The 17,171-nt window shown below is 71.7% G+C and carries 13 protein-coding genes and 1 pseudogene; 4 read left to right on the forward strand and 10 right to left on the reverse strand.

What is annotated here, in order from left to right:
• The 3 genes from K3769_RS20415 to K3769_RS20425 form a co-directional block, all read right to left on the reverse strand.
• Complete coding sequence (locus K3769_RS20415; RefSeq protein ID WP_267027837.1) at window positions 1-363, reverse strand: DUF4180 domain-containing protein; 363 nt, start codon at window positions 361-363, stop codon at window positions 1-3.
• 57 nt (window positions 364-420) lie between these two features.
• Window positions 421-1,833, reverse strand: a complete 1,413-nt coding sequence (locus tag K3769_RS20420; protein WP_267027838.1) for an MFS transporter — start codon at window positions 1,831-1,833, stop codon at window positions 421-423.
• A gap of 125 nt (window positions 1,834-1,958) precedes the next feature.
• Window positions 1,959-2,540: a TetR/AcrR family transcriptional regulator gene (locus tag K3769_RS20425; protein WP_267027839.1), complete on the reverse strand. Its 582-nt coding sequence runs from the start codon at window positions 2,538-2,540 to the stop codon at window positions 1,959-1,961.
• A 78-nt stretch (window positions 2,541-2,618) separates the two neighbouring features.
• Here K3769_RS20425 and K3769_RS20430 point away from each other — a divergent pair, with 78 nt between their 5' ends.
• Complete coding sequence (locus tag K3769_RS20430; protein ID WP_267027840.1) at window positions 2,619-3,644, forward strand: DMT family transporter; 1,026 nt, start codon at window positions 2,619-2,621, stop codon at window positions 3,642-3,644.
• On the opposite strand, the gene K3769_RS20435 is transcribed toward K3769_RS20430, so the two are convergent.
• Window positions 3,544-4,182 (reverse strand): LysE/ArgO family amino acid transporter, encoded by a 639-nt coding sequence (locus K3769_RS20435; protein ID WP_267027841.1) that lies wholly within the window; start codon window positions 4,180-4,182, stop codon window positions 3,544-3,546. The genes K3769_RS20430 and K3769_RS20435 overlap by 101 nt on opposite strands.
• Window positions 4,183-4,249: 67 nt before the next feature.
• On the opposite strand from K3769_RS20435, the gene K3769_RS20440 reads away from it, so the two are divergent.
• Window positions 4,250-5,200, forward strand: a complete 951-nt coding sequence (locus K3769_RS20440) for a LysR family transcriptional regulator ArgP (protein WP_267027842.1) — start codon at window positions 4,250-4,252, stop codon at window positions 5,198-5,200.
• A gap of 31 nt (window positions 5,201-5,231) precedes the next feature.
• On the opposite strand, the gene K3769_RS20445 is transcribed toward K3769_RS20440, so the two are convergent.
• Window positions 5,232-5,765, reverse strand: a complete 534-nt coding sequence (locus K3769_RS20445; RefSeq protein WP_267027843.1) for a hypothetical protein — start codon at window positions 5,763-5,765, stop codon at window positions 5,232-5,234.
• 338 nt (window positions 5,766-6,103) lie between these two features.
• Between K3769_RS20445 and K3769_RS20450 the strand changes: the two genes are divergently transcribed.
• Window positions 6,104-7,387, forward strand: a complete 1,284-nt coding sequence (locus tag K3769_RS20450) for a DUF4032 domain-containing protein (protein ID WP_267031468.1) — start codon at window positions 6,104-6,106, stop codon at window positions 7,385-7,387.
• Here the strand turns inward: K3769_RS20450 and K3769_RS20455 are convergent.
• From K3769_RS20455 to K3769_RS20475, 5 genes and pseudogenes are all read right to left on the reverse strand, one after another.
• The gene (locus tag K3769_RS20455; RefSeq protein ID WP_267027844.1) at window positions 7,348-8,211 is read right to left on the reverse strand and encodes a universal stress protein; all 864 of its coding nucleotides are present in this window, start codon (window positions 8,209-8,211) and stop codon (window positions 7,348-7,350) included. The genes K3769_RS20450 and K3769_RS20455 overlap by 40 nt on opposite strands.
• A 107-nt stretch (window positions 8,212-8,318) precedes the next feature.
• Window positions 8,319-9,557 (reverse strand): SGNH/GDSL hydrolase family protein, encoded by a 1,239-nt coding sequence (locus K3769_RS20460; protein ID WP_267027845.1) that lies wholly within the window; start codon window positions 9,555-9,557, stop codon window positions 8,319-8,321.
• On the reverse strand, window positions 9,554-11,929 hold the full coding sequence (locus tag K3769_RS20465; RefSeq protein ID WP_267027846.1) for a glycosyl hydrolase family 95 catalytic domain-containing protein: 2,376 nt from the start codon (window positions 11,927-11,929) through the stop codon (window positions 9,554-9,556). The genes K3769_RS20460 and K3769_RS20465 overlap by 4 nt, the downstream gene beginning before the upstream one ends.
• Before the next feature lie 31 nt (window positions 11,930-11,960).
• Window positions 11,961-13,850: an alpha-galactosidase D gene (locus tag K3769_RS20470; protein ID WP_267031469.1), complete on the reverse strand. Its 1,890-nt coding sequence runs from the start codon at window positions 13,848-13,850 to the stop codon at window positions 11,961-11,963.
• Window positions 13,851-14,033: 183 nt separating this feature from the next.
• Window positions 14,034-15,194: pseudogene (locus K3769_RS20475) on the reverse strand (ROK family protein); the annotation flags it as partial.
• Window positions 15,195-15,384: 190 nt separating this feature from the next.
• On the opposite strand from K3769_RS20475, the gene K3769_RS20480 reads away from it, so the two are divergent.
• Window positions 15,385-17,169: an ATP-binding cassette domain-containing protein gene (locus K3769_RS20480; RefSeq protein WP_267027847.1), complete on the forward strand. Its 1,785-nt coding sequence runs from the start codon at window positions 15,385-15,387 to the stop codon at window positions 17,167-17,169.
• Window positions 17,170-17,171 lie beyond the last annotated feature (2 nt).

Raw genomic sequence — 17,171 nt, forward strand, 5'->3', positions numbered from 1 at the left:
TCAGCCCTTCAGCCGCTCGTCCAGCTCGTCCGCGTCGGCGACGAACCACGTCTGCCGCCCCCGGTTGCACTCCCGCACGAAGTCGCGCAGCGCGGAACTGTCGGCCGTGTGAGGGGAGATGTCCCCCACGACCACGAGTCCGAGGCGGTAGTTCGCGAACTTCTGGACGATGTCCCCGGCGACGCGCGTGCTGAGCCGGAAGAACGTCTCGTCCAGCCGCTCGGCCGGGACGACGGCCCACCGCGCGCCCTGGTAGGAGGCCTCACCGATGACGTCCAGGGCGTCCCTCTCGCTACCGATGGGCTCGCCCTCGGCGGCGCAGAAGAAGAGGGGCACGTCATGGATCGTCCGCAAGGCGTTCATGAACGGTGAGGCTAGTTCGCCGCGCGCACGGAAGCGACGTAATTCGTTGGCGGTGCCTCAGGTGCTGGCGCTGTAGCGGCGCAGCGCGGGCATGGTCGCCGCCAGGACCAGCATGGAGACGACGACTAGCAGGCCGCCGCCCGCGACCGCCGTACGGGCACCCAGCGCCGATCCGGCCGTGCCGTGCAGCACGTCGGCCAGTCGTGGGCCGCCCGCGACGACGACCGTGAAGACGCCCTGCATCCGGCCCCGGAGTTCGTCGGTGACGGCCGAGAGGAGGATGGCGCCGCGGAAGACCATGGAGACCATGTCGGCGACTCCGGCGGCGGCGAGGAACGCCACGGCCACCCAGAGGTTGGCGCTCAGCCCGAACCCGGTGATGGCCAGTCCCCACGCGACCACCGCGACGATGACCATGAGGCCGTGCCGGCGCGCCCGCGAGAAGGTGCCCGACATGAGTCCGCCGAGCACCGCGCCGATGGGGACCGCAGCGAAGAGCAGGCCGAGCGCCAGGCCCTCGCCGTACGGCGCGTACGTCTGTGCGGCGAGCTGGGGGAAGAGCGCGCGGGGCATGCCGAACACCATCGCGATGATGTCGGCGAGGAAGGACAGCAGCAGCACCTGGTTGAGCGAGATGTAGCGGAAGCCCTCCGCGATGCCCTTCAGCCCCGCCCGGCCGGCCGCCGCCGTGGCGGTGGCCAGGGGCGGCAGCGCGGGCAGCCGGTAGACGGCCCACACCGTGGCGCACAGGGCCACGGCGTCGATCAGGTAGAGCTCGGGCAGGCCCACGACGGGTATGAGCGCTCCGGCGAGCAGCGGTCCCGCTACCAGGCCGGTCTGCATGACGGTCGAGCCGAGCGCGTTCGCCGCGGCCAGCTCCTCCTTCGGTACGAGCCGGGCGATGGACGCCTGCCGGGCCGGGGAGTTGAGGCCGAAGAACGCCTGCTGGACGGCGAGGAGCACCATCAGGACGGCCACCGAGCCGAGTCCGGTGACGGCCTGGATCCAGAAGAGCAGGGAGGTGACGGCGATGCCGGTGTTGGTGACGAGGAGGAGCTTGCGCCGGTCCACGGTGTCCGCGATCGCCCCGCCCCAGAGCGCGAAGACCACGAGGGGCAGCAGTCCCGCGAAGCTGGCGTAGCCGACCCAGGCGGAGGATCCGGTGATGTCGTAGATCTGCTTGGGTACGGCGACGGCGGTGAGCTGGCTGCCCACGGCGGTGACGATGGTCGAGGACCACAGGCGGCGGTACGCGGGGCGGCGCAGCGGCCGGGTGTCCATGGCCCAGCGGCGCCACCCGTTGCGCGGTCCGTTCCCGTCCCTCTCCCCGTCGCCGGGATCCGCGGGGCGGGAGGGTCCCCCGGTCCCGGTCCCGGTCCCGGCCTCGGTTCCGGTCTCGGTCCGGGGTTCCGCACTGTCGTCCGCACTGCCCCTGCTGGTGTCCACACCCATCCTGATTGCTAGATACATCTTTCGATCAGGGGTTCACTATCGCCGATGCGGTGCGATCTTCGCGCGGTGGGTCGGTCCGTGGACGGGGACGGAGACGGAGACGGAGACGGAGACGGAGACGGAGACGGCCGGAGGGTGTCCGGTCAGCGCGCCAGGAGGGCCGCCGCCTGCTCGCGGGCGTGCTCCAGCGCCCCGGGGAAGATGCGCAGGCCGAAGGCGACGAGCGCGCCCTCGTGGAGCAGCATCAGGCTCCGGCCCAGCGAGTCGGCCGCGTCGGGCGCGAGCGGGCGTACGAGATCGGTGAACAGGGTGAGCATCCACCGCTTCTGGCCGGTGATGATCGCGTACGCGGGGTGCGACGGGTCGTCGATCTCCGCGTGGGCGTTGACCATGCTGCAGCCCCTGGGGCTGTTCGCGTCCATCCACTCGCGCGACACGTCGAAGACGGTCAGAACGCTGTCCAGCGGTGCCGCGCAGGCGTCGAGGCGGGCGGCGAGGCAGGCGCGCCAGCGCTCGTCCCGGTCGGCGAGGTACTCGACGACGATCTGCTCCTTGGAGCCGAACCGGTCGTAGAGCGTCTTCTTCGTGACACCGGCCTCGGCGGCGATCAGATCGACGCCGACGGCGTGGATGCCGCGCTCGTAGAACAGTCGCCCGGCCGCGGCCAGGGCGCGGCGGGCCGCAGGGGTCAGCGGTACGCGGCGGGGGGTGTCCGTGCTGCTCATCCACCCATTGTAGACCGATCTGTATACTCGGCGCCAAGAGGTATACAGATCGGTTTAGTTTTGGAGGTGCGTGGCGCCGTGAACATCCTTCTGTCGATCGCGTTCGTGGGAGCCTGGAGCTCCGGTTTCATCGGGGCGAAGCTCGGGGCGGGCAGCGCCCCCACGGTCACGCTCCTCATGTGGCGCTTCGTTCCGCTGGCCCTGGTCCTCGGCGTCGTCGCCCTGACCGCCGCCCGGTCCTCCTGGCGCGGCCTCGGCCCCCGTGACCTGCTCCGGCAGGCCGGCGTCGGGCTGCTCTCACAGAGCGGCTACCTGCTGACCGTCTACTACGCGATAGAGCTGGGCGTCTCCAGCGGGACCACGGCTCTCATCGACGGTACGCAGCCGCTGGTGGCCGGGGCGCTGGCCGGCCCGCTGCTGGGCGTGGCGGTGTCGCGCACGCAGTGGCTCGGGCTCGGGCTGGGCGTGGCCGGGGTCGCCGTCGTCACGACGGCCGACGCGGGCGCCGCGACGGGCGTCGCGTGGTGGGCGTACCTCGTGCCGTTCCTCGGCATGCTCAGCCTGGTCGCGGCGACGTTCCTGGACCGCAGGTCCCGTGCGGACGTCCGCCCGATGGTGTCGATGACGGTGCACGCCGTCACCAGCGCCGTCGTGTTCACGGCCCTCGCCGCCGTCGGCGGCGGCCTGACGCCCCCGGCCGACGCGTCCTTCTGGACGGCGGTGGTGTGGCTGGTGACGCTCTCCACGTTCGGCGGGTACGGCCTGTACTGGCTGATCCTGCGGCGCTCCGGGGTGACCGCGGTCAACACGCTCATGTTCCTGATGGCGCCCGTGACGGCCGTGTGGGGCGCGCTGATGTTCGGTGAGCCCTTCGGGGTGCAGACGGCGGCGGGGCTCGGGCTCGGTCTGCTGGCCGTCGCCGTCGTCCACCGGGGCGAACGAGGCGGCCGGCACGACCGGGGCGGGCGGCTCAGGCGGAGGCGGCCCGCCGCGACCGGCCTCCTCACACCCCGGCGATCAGCGTGGCCCCGAGCACGATCATCGTCGCGGCGATCAGAGCGTCCAGTACCCGCCACGCGGACGGCCGGGCCAGAAGGGGGCTGAGCAGCCGGGCGCCGAACCCGAGGGCCGCGAACCAGACCAGGCTGGCGATCACCGCACCGAGGCCGAAGGTCCAGCGCCAGGGCCCGCGGTCGGCCGCGATGGAGCCGAGCAGGAACACGGTGTCCAGGTAGACATGCGGATTCAGCCAGGTCATCGCCAGACAGGTGAGCACGGCACGGCGCCGCGAGCCCGCCCCGCCCGGCACACCCGCCGCCCCCGCCGCCCCCGCCTCCACGGTCAGCGCCGACGGTTTCAGGACCCGGCGTGCGGCGAGGCAGCCGTACCCGATCAGGAAGAGGCCGCCGATCAGCCCGACCGCGGTGAGCACCGAGGGCCAGGCCACCACGACCGCGCCCACCCCGCCGACGCCCAGCGCGATGAGCGCCGCGTCGGAGAGGGCGCAGATGGCCACCACGGGGAGTACCGCGTCCCGGCGGACGCCCTGGCGCAGGACGAAGGCGTTCTGGGCGCCGATGGCGACGATCAGGGAGAGGCCGGTGCCGAACCCGGCGGCCGTGGCGGTCAGTGCGCTGTTCACACCGTCCACGCTAGGAAGCCCGGCCGGGAAAAGTACAGCTAAAGATTCTTACGTATCCTTAGCATTCGTGATGACAGACCTTCCCCTGGACCAGGTGCGGACCCTGCTGACCGTGGTGGACGAGGGCACCTTCGACGCCGCGGCAGCCGTGCTCCACGTAACTCCGTCGGCGGTGAGCCAGCGGGTCAAGGCACTCGAACAGCGCACGGGCCGTGTGCTGTTGATGCGTACGAAGCCGGTCCGGCCGACCGAGTCCGGCGAGGCCGTCGTGCGCTTCGCACGGCAACTGGCCCGGCTGGAGCGCGACACCCGTGCCGAACTGGGCATGTCCGGCACCGAGGAGCCGACCCGGCTGTCGATCGCGGTGAACGCCGACTCGCTGGCGACCTGGTTCCTGCCCGCGCTCTCCCGCGTGCCCGAGGGACTGCCCGTCTGCTACGAACTGCGCCGCGAGGACCAGGACCACACGGCCGCGCTGCTGCGGGAGGGGCTGGTGATGGCGGCCGTCACCTCGTCCCCTGACGCCGTGACGGGCTGTTCGGTCCGCGGTCTGGGCCGTATGCGGTACGTGCCGGTGGCGAGCCCCGCCTTCGCCACGCGGTGGTTCGCGGGCCGGGCGGGCGGCGCTTCGTGGGAGGTCTACGCCGACGCGCCGGTGGTCACCTTCGACCGGCGGGACGACATCCAGGACGCGTTCGTCCGCGAGCTCGTACGCGGCGCGCGCGGACCGCGGGGCGCCCAGGGGCCGCGGGGCGCCAGTGCGGTGCGGCATCTTGTGCCGACCTCCGAGGGCTTCGTCGAGGCCGTGGCCGTCGGAATGGGCTGGGGGATGGTCCCCGAGGTGCAGGCCGCGCCCCTGCTCGGCGCGGGGCGGCTCGTACGGCTCTCGGCGGACCGGCACATCGACGTTCCGCTGTTCTGGCAGCAGTGGAAACTCGACTTCCCGGCGCTGGCGGCGGTCGCCGAGGCCGTCTCGGCGGAGGCCGCCGAGGCCCTGGACGGCGGCCCGAGGGTCTGAACACCCGCGAGCCGGGACCGGCCGAAGAGGCTCAGACCGCCGGGCCGGATCCCGTCTCCCGCTCCAGGTAACTGATCACCTGGGCGGCGAGGCTGTCCTGCGCGGAGTCGGCGCGGGCGCACACGGCCACGGACGGCTCCTGCGGGCCGATGCCGCCCGACCACAGATACCGCTCGGTCCATTCGTCGTCGACCTTCAACTGCACCTGGATGTCGACCAGGGAGAGGCAGCTCTCCGGGGCGGCGGCGTACAGGACCGAGGTGACCCGGCGCAGCGGGTAGACGTCGAAGCCCTCGATGAACTGGGAGTTGCGCCAGTCCAGGAACGCGCTCTCGCCCTCGCTCCCGACCCGCACGTCGAGTTGGCCGTCCTCCAGGTGGATGCCGAAGTACACGGTCGTACGGTTCTCGACGGTCACCCGGAACCGGAAGTAGACCAGGCCCTCGGCCGCGTCGTCACGCCCCCGCGGCGGCTCGGCCTTCTCCAGGCCATGAACGCGAACGCGCAGGCCGGCATGCCCGTCGTCGTACTCCTGCCAGTCCCCGACCACATTCGGTTCGTACACGCTCCACCTCTCGACCCCGCAGGGCTGCTTCCTATCCGGACGGGCGACGGGGTGTCAAATGAGCGGAATGAGCATTGGCCAGGGATTTCACCCCACTTGATCACCGATCAAGCCGTGCCCAGCCAGAACCCGCGCCCCAGGGGTCCCGGGCGCCCTCCCGACGTGCTGCACATCACGTCCCGCTGCCCCGGGCCGCACGGCGCCGCCGGCCCGGGACGCCGACCGGCCGGGCCCTCCCACCTGCTGACACCTCGGGCCGTCGTGTTGACTGGGAGAACGTCCGGGTGCGGAGATGCTCCTGCGACATGACGCCGACCGTGAGGCAGGGCAAGCGAGCGATGGCATTGCAGATCAGCGCCACCAACCCGGAGCATCCCGCGCTCCTGCTCGACCTGCCGTGGGACATCCCGCTGGAGGAGTGGCCCGAGCACCATCTGGTGCCGTTGCCGCGAGGCATCTCACGGCACGTCGTGCGGTACGCGCGCGCCGGCGCCGAGGTCGTGGCGGTCAAGGAACTGGCCGAACGGCCCGCGCTGCGCGAGTACGAGCTGCTGCGCGGCCTCGACCGGCTGAACATCCCGTCGGTGGACCCCCTCGCCGTGGTCACCGGCCGCACCGACACGGCGGGCGGTCCGCTGGAGTCCGTCCTCATCACCCGGCATCTGGGCGGCTCGATGCCCTACCGGTCGATGTTCGAGACGACCATGCGGCCCGCCACCATGCACCGCCTCATGGACGCGCTGGCCGTCCTGCTGGTCCGGCTGCATCTCGCGGGGTTCGCCTGGGGGGACTGCTCGCTGTCCAACACGCTGTTCCGGCGGGACGCGGGAGCGTACGCCGCCTATCTCGTCGACGCGGAGACCGGCGAGGTGCATCCGCAACTGAGCCCGGGCCAGCGGGAGTACGACCTCGATCTGGCACGTGTCAACATCAGCGGGGAGCTGCTGGACCTGGAGGCCTCGGGGGCACTGCACCCTTCGGTGGACCCGATCGAGTTCGGCATGGAGATCTGCAAGCGCTACGAGGGGCTGTGGCGGGAGCTCACCCGCACGTCCGTCTACCCGGCGGGCAAGCACCACTACATCGACCGCCGGATCCGGCGCCTGAACGAACTCGGCTTCGACGTCGCCGAGATGCAGATCGCGCACTCCTCGAACGGCGACACCGTCACCTTCGTACCGAAGGTCGTCGACGCCGGCCACCATCAGCGCCAGCTGCTGCGCCTGACCGGGCTCGACACCGAGGAGAACCAGGCCCGGCGGCTGCTGAACGACCTGGAGAGCTGGATGGCCACCCAGGACGACTACGCGCCGGGCGACCCCCTGGCGGCTCGGCCCGAGGTACTGGCCCACCGGTGGGTCCGGGACGTCTTCCGGCCCACCGTGCGGGCCATACCGCTCGACCTGCGCGGCTCCATGGATCCCGCCGAGATCTACCACGAACTGCTCGAACACCGCTGGTACCTGTCCGAGCGGGCGCAGCACGACATCGACCTGGACACGGTCGTCCGGGACTACGTCACGAACATCCTGCCCGGGATGCGGAACACGCTGTCACCCGCGGCGGGCGGCGGGGCGGACGCTCAGGCCGGCGGGACGACCGCGACCGGAGAGGGCGCGTGATGGACGACGGCGTGGGCCACCGAACCGATCCGTGAGCCCACGGCCGAGCGGTGTGCCCGCCGGCCGACCACCGTGAGCTGGGCATGGGCCGCCGCGGAGAGCAGTACCTCGCCCGCGCTGCCCATCTCGACGTGCTGGGTCACCTTCACGTCGGGGAACCGTTCCAGCCACGGCCGCAGTGCTTCCGCGAGGGCCGTCCTCTCGTACTGTTCCAGGCCGCCGGCCTCGTCGGCGAGTGCCATCGAGGCGGGGCTGTAGGTGAAGACGGTGGGCAGCGCCCAGGCCCGCACGACCCGCAGATCGGCGCCGCGGGTCGCCGCCGCCTCGAAGGCGAAGCCCAGCGCGGCGGCGCTGTCGTCGGGGCCGCCCTGCTGGCCGACGACGATCTCACGGCCCGCCGCCTCCGACTCGGGCCGGTCGGCGGCGCGTACGAGGACGACCGGCCGGGTCGACTCGGCGATGACCTGCTGGCCGACGGAGCCGAGCAGGAAGCCGACGATCGCCCCGTGGCCGCGGGAGCCGAGCACCAGCGTCTCGGCCTCGGCGGCGGCGACGAGGAGCGCCTGGACCGGGACGCCGTCGGCGAGTTCGGTGGTCACCGTCAGGCCGGGGTGGTGCCCGGTGACCTCGCCCGCGGTGCGCGTCAGCGCCTCCTGGACGTCCGCCTCCCGGGCGTCCGCCGTCCGCTCGTCGCTGTCGGCCTTCGGCCGGGCGTGCACGATGCGCAGCGGGAGGTCACGGCGTACCGCTTCCCTGGCCGCCCAGTGCACGGCGGCCAGGGATTCGGCGGTACCGTCTGCTCCCACGGTGATCGGGCGGGTCATGTGTTGGCCTCCGTAGCGTCGGTCGAGGTGCCCACGCTACCCAGGGTCCGCCGGGTGGTTCCCGTCAGCCCGCCAGGTCGTGGGTGACGGGCCGGCCGAAGTGCACATCAGGGGACGTCCACCGTGGACGTCCGGTCGCAGCGCAGGCTGTCCAGGTCGACCGAGTCGGCCATCGCCTGCATCCCCTTGTCGTTGGGATGCAGGCGGTCGCCGCCGTCGAAGACCGGCATGATCCGCTCGTGGTCGTAGGGGCTGCGCAGGATGCGGTCGAAGTCGGTGACGGCGTCGAACTCCCCGCTGCTCCTGATGAACCGATTGACCTCCTGTCGTACGGACTCGGCGGCCGTGTCCCACTCGGACCAGCCCTTGAAGGGCGCGACGGTGGCGCCCACGACACACTTCCCCGCCCGGTGGGCGCGGGCGATGATCTCGCGGTAGCCCGCGATCATGTCGGCCCCCGTCACGCCGGTGTGCGCCTTGATGTCGTTGACGCCCTCGAAGAGGAACACCGTACGGACGCCCGGGTGGGACAGGACGTCACGGTCCAGCCGGTTGAGCGCGCTCTGCCCGGCGCCGTCCGCCACGACCTTGTTCCCGGAGATCCCCTCATTGGCAACTCCCTTGACCGGGGTGTCGGTTGCCGCCAGCCGCCGGGCGAGATAGTCGGGCCAGCGGCGGTTCAGGTCGCCGCTGGACTGCCAGCCGTCCGTGATGGAGTCCCCCAGCGCGACGACCGCGCCGACGGCGGCACTCGTACGGACGGTGACCGCGTCGAGGTAGAACCAGGAGCCGGTGCGCTCGGTCCAGCCGGCCGCCCCCTCCTCCCCGGTGTGGTCGCCGGTGGCGGCGTACGACGTCTGCATGGCCATGCCGTGGCCGGTCGCGGGGCCGCCCCCCGTCCGCGTGTGGACGCTGACGACGAGGTCGGCCGCGGCGGCCAGTCCGCCGGGCAGCAGATCGCTGTACGCGGTGGCGCCCGCCGGGATGGTGACGGAGCGCGAACCGCCGAAGGTGAGCGGCCTGTTGGTGCCCGGGACCAGTTCCGCACCCATCTCGCGGAGGCCGGCGTAGGCGCTGTCGAAGGTCAGCGGCCGGTCCCCGAAGGCATTGGAGAGCCGGATGCGCGGGTTGTCCCCGGCCACGCTGGTACGCACGATCAGGCGGTAGCTGCGGTCGGCGACGGCGTCCCCCACCCGGTCCGCGCTCGCCCCCCAGGTGACCACGTCGTGCCGGCGGGCGGGGGCGGCCGGGGCGGCGTTCGCGGGGGTGACCTGGACGGCGGTGGCGATCACCAGCAGCACGGCCGGAGCCACGAGACGGCCCGTTCGGGCGGCGCGGGCCCTCATCGGGTGAAGTCCCGCAGCGTGACGGAGGCGCCGGGCTTCAGGGTCACCGTGCGGGCCGAGCGGCCGTACGCGACCGTGGTCGTCCGGCCGCCGACACTGCGGATGCGCGCCTCGGTGGGGCTGCCGTCACGCCAGCGCAGGTCGACGACGAAGCCGCCCCGGGCGCCGACCCCCGTGACGGAACCGGACCGCGCCCAGGCGTCGGGCAGGGCCGGAAGCAGTTCCAGATGCCCGGGACGGGAGTACAGGAGCATCTCGATCATCGCCGCGGGGGTGCCGAAGTTGGCGTCGATCTGGAAGATGCCGCGCCCCTTCTCGACTTCGTAGATGTCGAAGAGGTTCGGCGCGGAACCGTTGCCGCCGCCGGTCGAGGGCCGCAGGTTGTTGACGATCAACTGATAGGCGTTCTCCGCGTTCTTGAGCCGGGCCCAGCACAGGCTGCGCCAGGCGTTCGCCCAGCCGAAGCTCTCCATGCCGCGCGCGGTCAGCAGGGCCGTCGCGCCCTCGACGATCTCGGGCGGGGTGGAGTCGTCGGGCCGGATGCGGTCGCCGGGGAAGAGCCCGATGAGCGGGGACAGATGCCGGTGGGTGGTCTCGCCCAGGTTGTCGGGCGACATCCACTCCTCCAGCCAGCCCGTCCTCTCACTCACCTTCGGCAGGTACAGCCGTTCCTGGAGTCCGCCGATCGTCTTCGCGTAGGTGGTGTCCTTCTTCAACTCCCGTGCTGCGGTGCGGTAGTTGTCGAAGAGTGCCCACACCAGTTCCTGCGCGTAGGTGATGCCCTTGGCGTCCTGCGGGCCGTGCTCGGGCGACCAGTCGCTGTCGTCGATGAGCACTTCCTTCGACGTGCCTGGGAGTGTGGTGGTGATCAGCCGAGCCTCCCAGAACTCACACGCGCTCTTCAGGAGCGGGTAGATCCTGGTCAGATGGGAGCGCGACCTGGTGAACTCGTAGTGCTCCCACAGGCTCGCGCACAGCCAGGCGTTGCCCGCCGGATGCCACCACCAGCCGCTGCCGCCATGGATGTTGGTGGAGAACGCGACGGCCCAGCCGGCGACCTTCCCGGTGGAGTTGCGGTAGCGGTTGCGCGGGTCGTTGAAGAGGTCGTGGGTGAGTTTCTTCCACGACGGGAACTGGGCGAGGCAGTAGTCGGTGAGCGCGTCGAAGCTCTGTGACAGGCCCGCCCGGTCGGCCATCCAGTAGTTCATCTGGATGTTGATGTCGGTGTGGTAGTCGCCCATCCAGTCCGGATCGTTGCCGTCCAGCCACAGCCCCTGGAGGTTCAGCGGCAGACTGCCCCGGGAGCCGGAGATCATCAGATAGCGGCCGAACTGCAGGTATGCGGCCTCCAGTTCGGGATCGGGCACATCGTCGCGGGCACGCGCCCTGATCCGCTCCCAGGTGTCGAGGGAACGCTGCTCGGCCGACGAGGTGCCGAGCGAGAGGTCCAGCTGTTCGAACAGGGCGCGGTGGTCGGCCACATGGGTGCGCAGGAGCGTGTCCGCCGAGTGGGCCGCCGCGGTGGCGACCTTGCTACGGGCCAGTTTCTGCGGGTCGAGGGACGGATCGCGGTAGTGGGCGGCGGCGTCCGGCGCGTAGTTGGTGCCACCGCTCACCACCACGGTGAGGTCCTTGCACCCGGCGAACTCGATCAGCGCGCCCTTCACCCGGACGCTGCCACCGGTCACGTACGCCTGCACGGCCGCCCCGTAGCGCAGCCCGTTCGGGAAGGCGGCAGCGAAGGAGGTGCCCGCGACGGCCTCCCCGTGTGTCCCGTCCAGGGTCACGGTGCCGGTGTAACGGCCGCCGCCGCTCTGGGTGAAGTGCAGCACGATCGCGTCGTCGGGACGGCTGGCGAAGATCTGCCGCTCGTAGGTGACTCCGGAGCGGATGTACGACGTGCCGACCACGCCCTGGGCCAGGTCCAGGATGCGGCGGTAGCCGGAGACGGCGGACAGATCGTGGTCCGGGATGTCGACGGTGAGTCGGCCCAGCAGGGTGAAGGAGCCGAAGTTGTCGCGGTCGTAGGGGAATTGGCCGTCGGAGTCGAGGGTGTCGTTGAGGCCGCCGGTCCACATCGTGGCGTCGGTGATGAGCAGCAGCTCACGGCCGGGGTCGTTGCTCGCCAGGGCGCCGAGCCGGCCGTTGCCGACGGGAAGGCCCTGCTCGATCATCGAGTGCTCGTCGGCGGGGGCCTGCCACCACAACCGGTTACGCGAACTCCCCTTCGGGACGGCCGAGTCGGTGGGCCGCCGCGGTGCCGCGGTCGCGGTGAAGGCGGGCAGGCCGCCGAGGGCGGTGGCGACGCCGGTCGCCGCGGCGAGGGAGAGAAGCCCTCGTCTGCTGGGCTCGGTCGGGCGGCTCTTGTCCATGGTGCGGCTCCTGTGGGGAAGAGAACGGCGGTCAGGACGACTTCGGTACGTCGATGCGGTCGATGTCCGGTGCGTATCCGGAACCGCTGTCGAAGGTGATGGTGTTGACGCCCGCCTTGAGGGAGACGGGCACGCTGACGGTCTCGGCGGTCCCCCAGTCCCCGGTGGAGGGGAACTTGTGACCGGTCGAGCCGTTGCCGTTGGCGGAGACCTCGACCGAGCGGGGGTCACCGCTGACGTAGGCGACCCGCACCTGGTACGTGCCGGCCTTGGCGACGACGACGTCGTTGAAGCGGAGCTTGCCGCCGACGTAGAGGTTGCCGACCTTCTTGCCGCCCGAGCAGGCCGGGCAGTCGGCCACGGAGGCGTTTCCGCCGAGCGTGTTGGCGGCGGCCTCGGCCTCGTAACCGGTCGTGGCGAGCGCGGTGCCGCGCGGGGTCACGGTGAACAGCCGGGAGCCGTGGGCGGGCAGGGCCTGGGTCACCTTGTCCTTGTAGGTGCCGAGGTTCTCGCGGTTCCACAGGTCCCGTACGGCTGCCTTGCCGGTGAAGCCGAGTGCGGCCCAGTCGGCGGAGACGGCGGCCGGCCGGTCGGCGAGGTTGAACAGGGCCACGGTGTAGCTGCCGTCGGCGTTCTTCGCGGCCCACACCTGCTGCGGGTCGGAGGGCGTGATCGGCCGGGCGGGCGGCATGCTGCCCTGGTTGAGGGCGATGACCTCGCGGTTGGTCAGCAGCGACACACCGTACGAGTCCAGCTCGGTCAGGTCGTCACCGGTGTAGAGCGGGGACTTGGCGATGGCCCACAGGGTCGCGTAACTCTGGCGCTCCGCCTTGGTGAGGCCGTCCATCTCGCCGTTGCCGACGTCCAGGGAGTCGAGGTCGTTCCAGCCGCCGGGACCTGCGTGGCGGGTCCAGCCGGGGAGGTCGTCCCAGCGGTCGTCGACCGAGTTCTCCCAGCTGACGAGGGTGTTGCAGTAGCACTCGACATCGGTGTCGATGCGCCAGCCGTTGGAGTACTTCTTCCAGTCGGCGATCCGGCCCATGTCCAGCGACCAGGAGACCTCAAGGTGGATGGACCGGCCGGTGGCGGCGATGGCCTTGTTCCACGCGGCGACGTCGGCAACGTTGTCGTACTGGTCGCCGTTCTTGCCGGAACCCGGCCCGACGCCGTCCAGCTTGAGGAAGTCGTAGCCCCAGTCGGCGAAGAGCCGCGCCTGCGAGTCGACGTACTTCTGCGCGCAGGGGTCGGAGAAGTCGAGCTTGTAGGCGCTGTCCCAGCCGTTGGTGGTGCGCAGGTCGCCGTACACGACGTCGGCGGTCGTGCAGTCGCCGGCGTTCCAGATCGGGACCTCGCCCCGGCCGTACGCCTCCTTCTGCAGACCGACCGGCAGGTAGATGCCCGCCTTGAGGCCCTTGCCGTGGATGTGGTCGGCGACGGCCTTCATGCCGCGCGGAAAGCGTCCCGGGTCCGCCTTCTGGCGCCCGTACTGGTCGAAGCCGGGCTTCCAGGCCTGGTCCATCCACCAGCCGGCGTCGAGGTTGACGTACTCGTAGCCGTACGGCTTGAGCTTGGCCGCCAGCGCGTCCGCCTGCTTGAGGACGTTCTTCTCGGTGAGGTAGCTGTAGTCACCGTCGGGGTTGAGCCCCGGGTACTTCGAGGACTGCATGCTCCAGCTCGACCAGCCCATGTACGGCTTGGCCGCGAGGGCCGACGTAGCGGCGGCCGGGGTGGCCGTGGCCGGGGTGGCCGTGGCCGGGGTGGCGGTGGCCGGGGTGGCGGTGGCCGGGGTGGCGGTGGGGGTCGGCGTGGCCGCCTGGGCCGACGGGAGGGCGGCGGCCGTCGCGGCGGTCAGCGTCAGGACCAGGAGGGCTCCGAGAGAACGGCGGGCGGGGGGTGTGGGCGCGTACGAGGATGACCGCATGGGTCGGAACCTCCTGTGAGGGGTCGGGCTGTGCGGGGGTGCTGGGCCGGGGAGTGTGGTGGTGTGCCGGGGGTCGGGTGCTGTGCGGGGGTTGGATGTCGGGGCTCGGCGGTCACGTCGGGGTGTACGGCGTGTGCGGTTGGGCCCCGTCCGGATGACCGGCCTATCCGTGCCGTGGGACGGGCCGCCGATGAAGGACTGGATCGCGGTGGCCGCGGCGCGGGCCCACTCGTCGAACGGCAGCGGCCGGGTCAGCAGGTCGCAGCGGGCGGCCGTGCCGAAGGCGGAGGCGGCGAAGGCGTCGCGGATCTGCTCGGCGAACAGGTCGTAGGCCGCCAGACCCTCGCCCGAGATGATCACGCGTTCGGGGCCCAGGAGATTGGCCACGGTCGCGATGGCCCGGCCGATCGCGTCCCCGGCCCGCGCGTAGACCTCCCGTGCCCCGGGGTCACCCTTGCGGGCCAGACCGACGGCCTGCGCCGCGTCGGCCACCGGGAGGCCGGTCGCGTCCCGTACCGCGGCGACGATCGCGGGGTCGGCGGCGATCGCCTCCGCGCAGCCCCGGTTGCCGCAGTGGCAGAGCGGGCCCATGGGGTCGATGACCACGTGCCCGATCTCACCGGCGACGCCGTGGGCCCCCGAGACGACCTTACCGTGCACGACCAGACCGCAGCCGATGCCCGCTCCCACCGTGACCACGGCGAAGTCCGACAGGCCGACGCCCGCGCCGAACCACTGCTCGGCGACGGTCAGCGCCCGGACGTCGTTGTCGACGGTGACCGGCAGCCCGGTCTCCGCCCTCACCAACTCGGCGAGGGGCAGCTCGCGCCATCCCAGGAAGGGCGACAGCCGCACCTCGCCCGCGGTGCCGTCCACATCACCGGAGACGGCGACCCCGATCCCCTGCACCTGGACGCCGAACCCGTCTGCCTCCGCGCGGAGTTCGTGGACGAGGTCGGCGACGGCGGTGAGTACGGGCCGCGGCTCACGGGCCCGCAGGGGCACATGGCGGGCGACCCGGATCCGGCAGCACAGGTCCGTCAGTACGGCGATGATCTCGTCGCCGGTCACCTTGACACCGATGAACAGGGCCCGGCCGCCGTCCACCCGCACGGAGTTGGCGGGCCGCCCCGGCGCGGGGCGCGCCTCGTCACCGGCCTCCTCCACCAGGTATCCGGCCTCGATCAGGGGGCGGACCGCCTTGGTGACGGCGGCTGCCGACAGTCCCGCCCGGCCGGCCATGTCGGACCGGGTGAGCGGGCCGTGGGACAGGACGGTGGTGAAGATCTGGGCAGCGGCCGGCGTGTGGGCCGGGAACGCCTCGGTGGGAGGAGTCGAGCGCATGTCCGGAACCTAGGGTGATTATTTTCCGCCGTCAATGAAAGAAACAAAGATCGTTTCAAACAAGGCTCAACGGCTTCCTGAACCTGCGATTACGCTCATCTGCTGGCCATCTGACCGCTGAACGAAGGGGAAGATTCCTCCGCTCCGTGAAGTGGGTCCATGGTCGGCGTCCTCCTGGCATGCTGCCCCCATGCCGACACCGACAGGACTGCGACCGCCAGGACTGCGTATCCACGTACGTCGGCTCACCCAGCGGGTGCGCGGAGCGGGACGGGTACTGCGCGAGGTGACGGTCGACATCGCCCCTGGGCAGCTCGTCGTGATCGCGGGCAGCAGCGGGGCGGGCAAGACGGTCCTGCTGGAATCACTGGCCGGACTGCGCGCCGCCGACGAAGGGGCGGTACTGCACGACGGCGGCCGACCGGGCGCACCGGGACCGGAGTTCGGGTTCGTCCCGCAGGAGGACATCCTGCACCGGGACCTGCCACTGCACCGGACCCTGGTGTACGCCGCCGGGCTGCGCATGCCGGTGGGAACCTCCGCCGCGGCGGTCACCGCGGCCGTGGACCGGGTCCTGACCTCCTTGGGTCTCTCCCACCGGGCCGGTACTCCGGTGCGTGCGCTCAGCGGCGGGGAGCGCAAACGGGCCGCCGTCGCCGCCGAGTTGCTCACCGGCCCGCGGGCGCTCTTTCTCGACGAACCGACCTCGGGGCTCGATCCGGTCACCGGCGCGGCCCTGCTGCGGACCCTGCGCTCGCTGGCCGAGGACGGCACCACGGTCGTGCTCACCACCCACGTCCTCGCCGATCTGCTCCGCGGCGACCACGTCGTGTTCCTCTCGCCCGAGGGGGAGGTCGCGTACGCGGGTGAACCGGGCGACCTGTGCGGGGCGTTCGGGGTGGACACGGTGGAGGACGTGTACGGCGCGGTGGCCGAAGGGGCCGTGCCGGCCGGGGCCGTGTCCGAGGCGGCCGTGTCTGAGAGGGCCGTGTTTGAGAGGGCCGTGTCCCAGGGGGCCGTCCCCGAGGGGACGCGGGACGAATCAGTACCGGACGAACCGGTGCCGGAGGAACCGGTCGTCCCCCGTGCCGGTGCGGCGGCGCGGCCCGTCCCCCGGCAGCGCGTCGGCGCCGTACGGCAGTGGTCCCTTCTCACCCGGCGCGGCACCGCCCTGCTGCTGCACAACCGGCTCTCGGTCGCCGTGCTGGCGGGCTCGCCCGTGATGATCGTGGCGATGTTCGCGGTGCTGTTCCGCGCGGGCGCCTTCGAGCCGGCGGACCCGGATCCGGGGTCGACCGCGATGATCATGTTCTGGATAGCCTTCGGCGCCTTCTTCTTCGGGCTGACCTACGGGCTGCTGCAGATCTGCACGGAGTTGCCCGTGCTGCGCCGCGAGTGGCTGGCGGGCCTGCGGATCGGCCCGTACGTCGCCTCGAAGCTCACGATCATGCTGCCGGTGCTCGCCGCCGCGGACGCCCTGCTGCTCGCCGTGCTGCGTGCCCTGGACCGGCTGCCCGCGGCGGGCTGGGACACCTGCCTCTCCCTGTTCGTGTCGAGCGTGCTGGCCTCCGCCGCCGCGCTCGCGCTGGGCCTGCTCGCCTCGGCCGCGGTGACCGATCCGGGGCAGGCCACGCTGATGCTGCCGCTGCTGTGCTTCCCGCAGGTGCTCTTCTCCGGGGCCTTCGTGCCGGTTCCCCGGATGACGGCGGCCGGGGAGGCGATCAGCTGGGCGATGACCAACCGCTGGGCGTTCGAGGCGCTCGGCGCCGGCGTCGGCCTCGAAGCGCTGTGGCGCGACGGCTCCTCCCGGCTGGGCCCGCCCCTGCTCGATGCGTACAGGGACTCGTTCGCCGGTCCCGCCGGCCACGACTGGCTGATCCTGACGGGGTTCACGCTGGCGTTCCTGGCCGCGACCTGGGCGGTGCTGGTGCGCAAGTGCCGCGGCGGTGTGGTGCGCGCCCGGTCGGGAGGCTGAGG

The organism is Streptomyces ortus (assembly GCF_026341275.1).
Classification (GTDB): Bacteria; Actinomycetota; Actinomycetes; order Streptomycetales; family Streptomycetaceae; genus Streptomyces; species Streptomyces ortus.

What these genes read in the sequence shown, in the direction of transcription:
- K3769_RS20415 (WP_267027837.1), bottom strand. Translation starts at nt 363, where the DNA reads ATGAACGCCTTGCGGACGATCCATGACGTGCCCCTCTTCTTCTGCGCC.
- K3769_RS20420 (WP_267027838.1), bottom strand. Translation starts at nt 1,833, where the DNA reads ATGTATCTAGCAATCAGGATGGGTGTGGACACCAGCAGGGGCAGTGCG.
- K3769_RS20425 (WP_267027839.1), bottom strand. Translation starts at nt 2,540, where the DNA reads ATGAGCAGCACGGACACCCCCCGCCGCGTACCGCTGACCCCTGCGGCC.
- K3769_RS20450 (WP_267031468.1), top strand. Translation starts at nt 6,104, where the DNA reads ATGGCATTGCAGATCAGCGCCACCAACCCGGAGCATCCCGCGCTCCTG.
- K3769_RS20455 (WP_267027844.1), bottom strand. Translation starts at nt 8,211, where the DNA reads ATGACCCGCCCGATCACCGTGGGAGCAGACGGTACCGCCGAATCCCTG.
- K3769_RS20460 (WP_267027845.1), bottom strand. Translation starts at nt 9,557, where the DNA reads ATGAGGGCCCGCGCCGCCCGAACGGGCCGTCTCGTGGCTCCGGCCGTG.
- K3769_RS20465 (WP_267027846.1), bottom strand. Translation starts at nt 11,929, where the DNA reads ATGGACAAGAGCCGCCCGACCGAGCCCAGCAGACGAGGGCTTCTCTCC.
- K3769_RS20470 (WP_267031469.1), bottom strand. Translation starts at nt 13,850, where the DNA reads ATGCGGTCATCCTCGTACGCGCCCACACCCCCCGCCCGCCGTTCTCTC.
- K3769_RS20480 (WP_267027847.1), top strand. Translation starts at nt 15,385, where the DNA reads ATGCCGACACCGACAGGACTGCGACCGCCAGGACTGCGTATCCACGTA.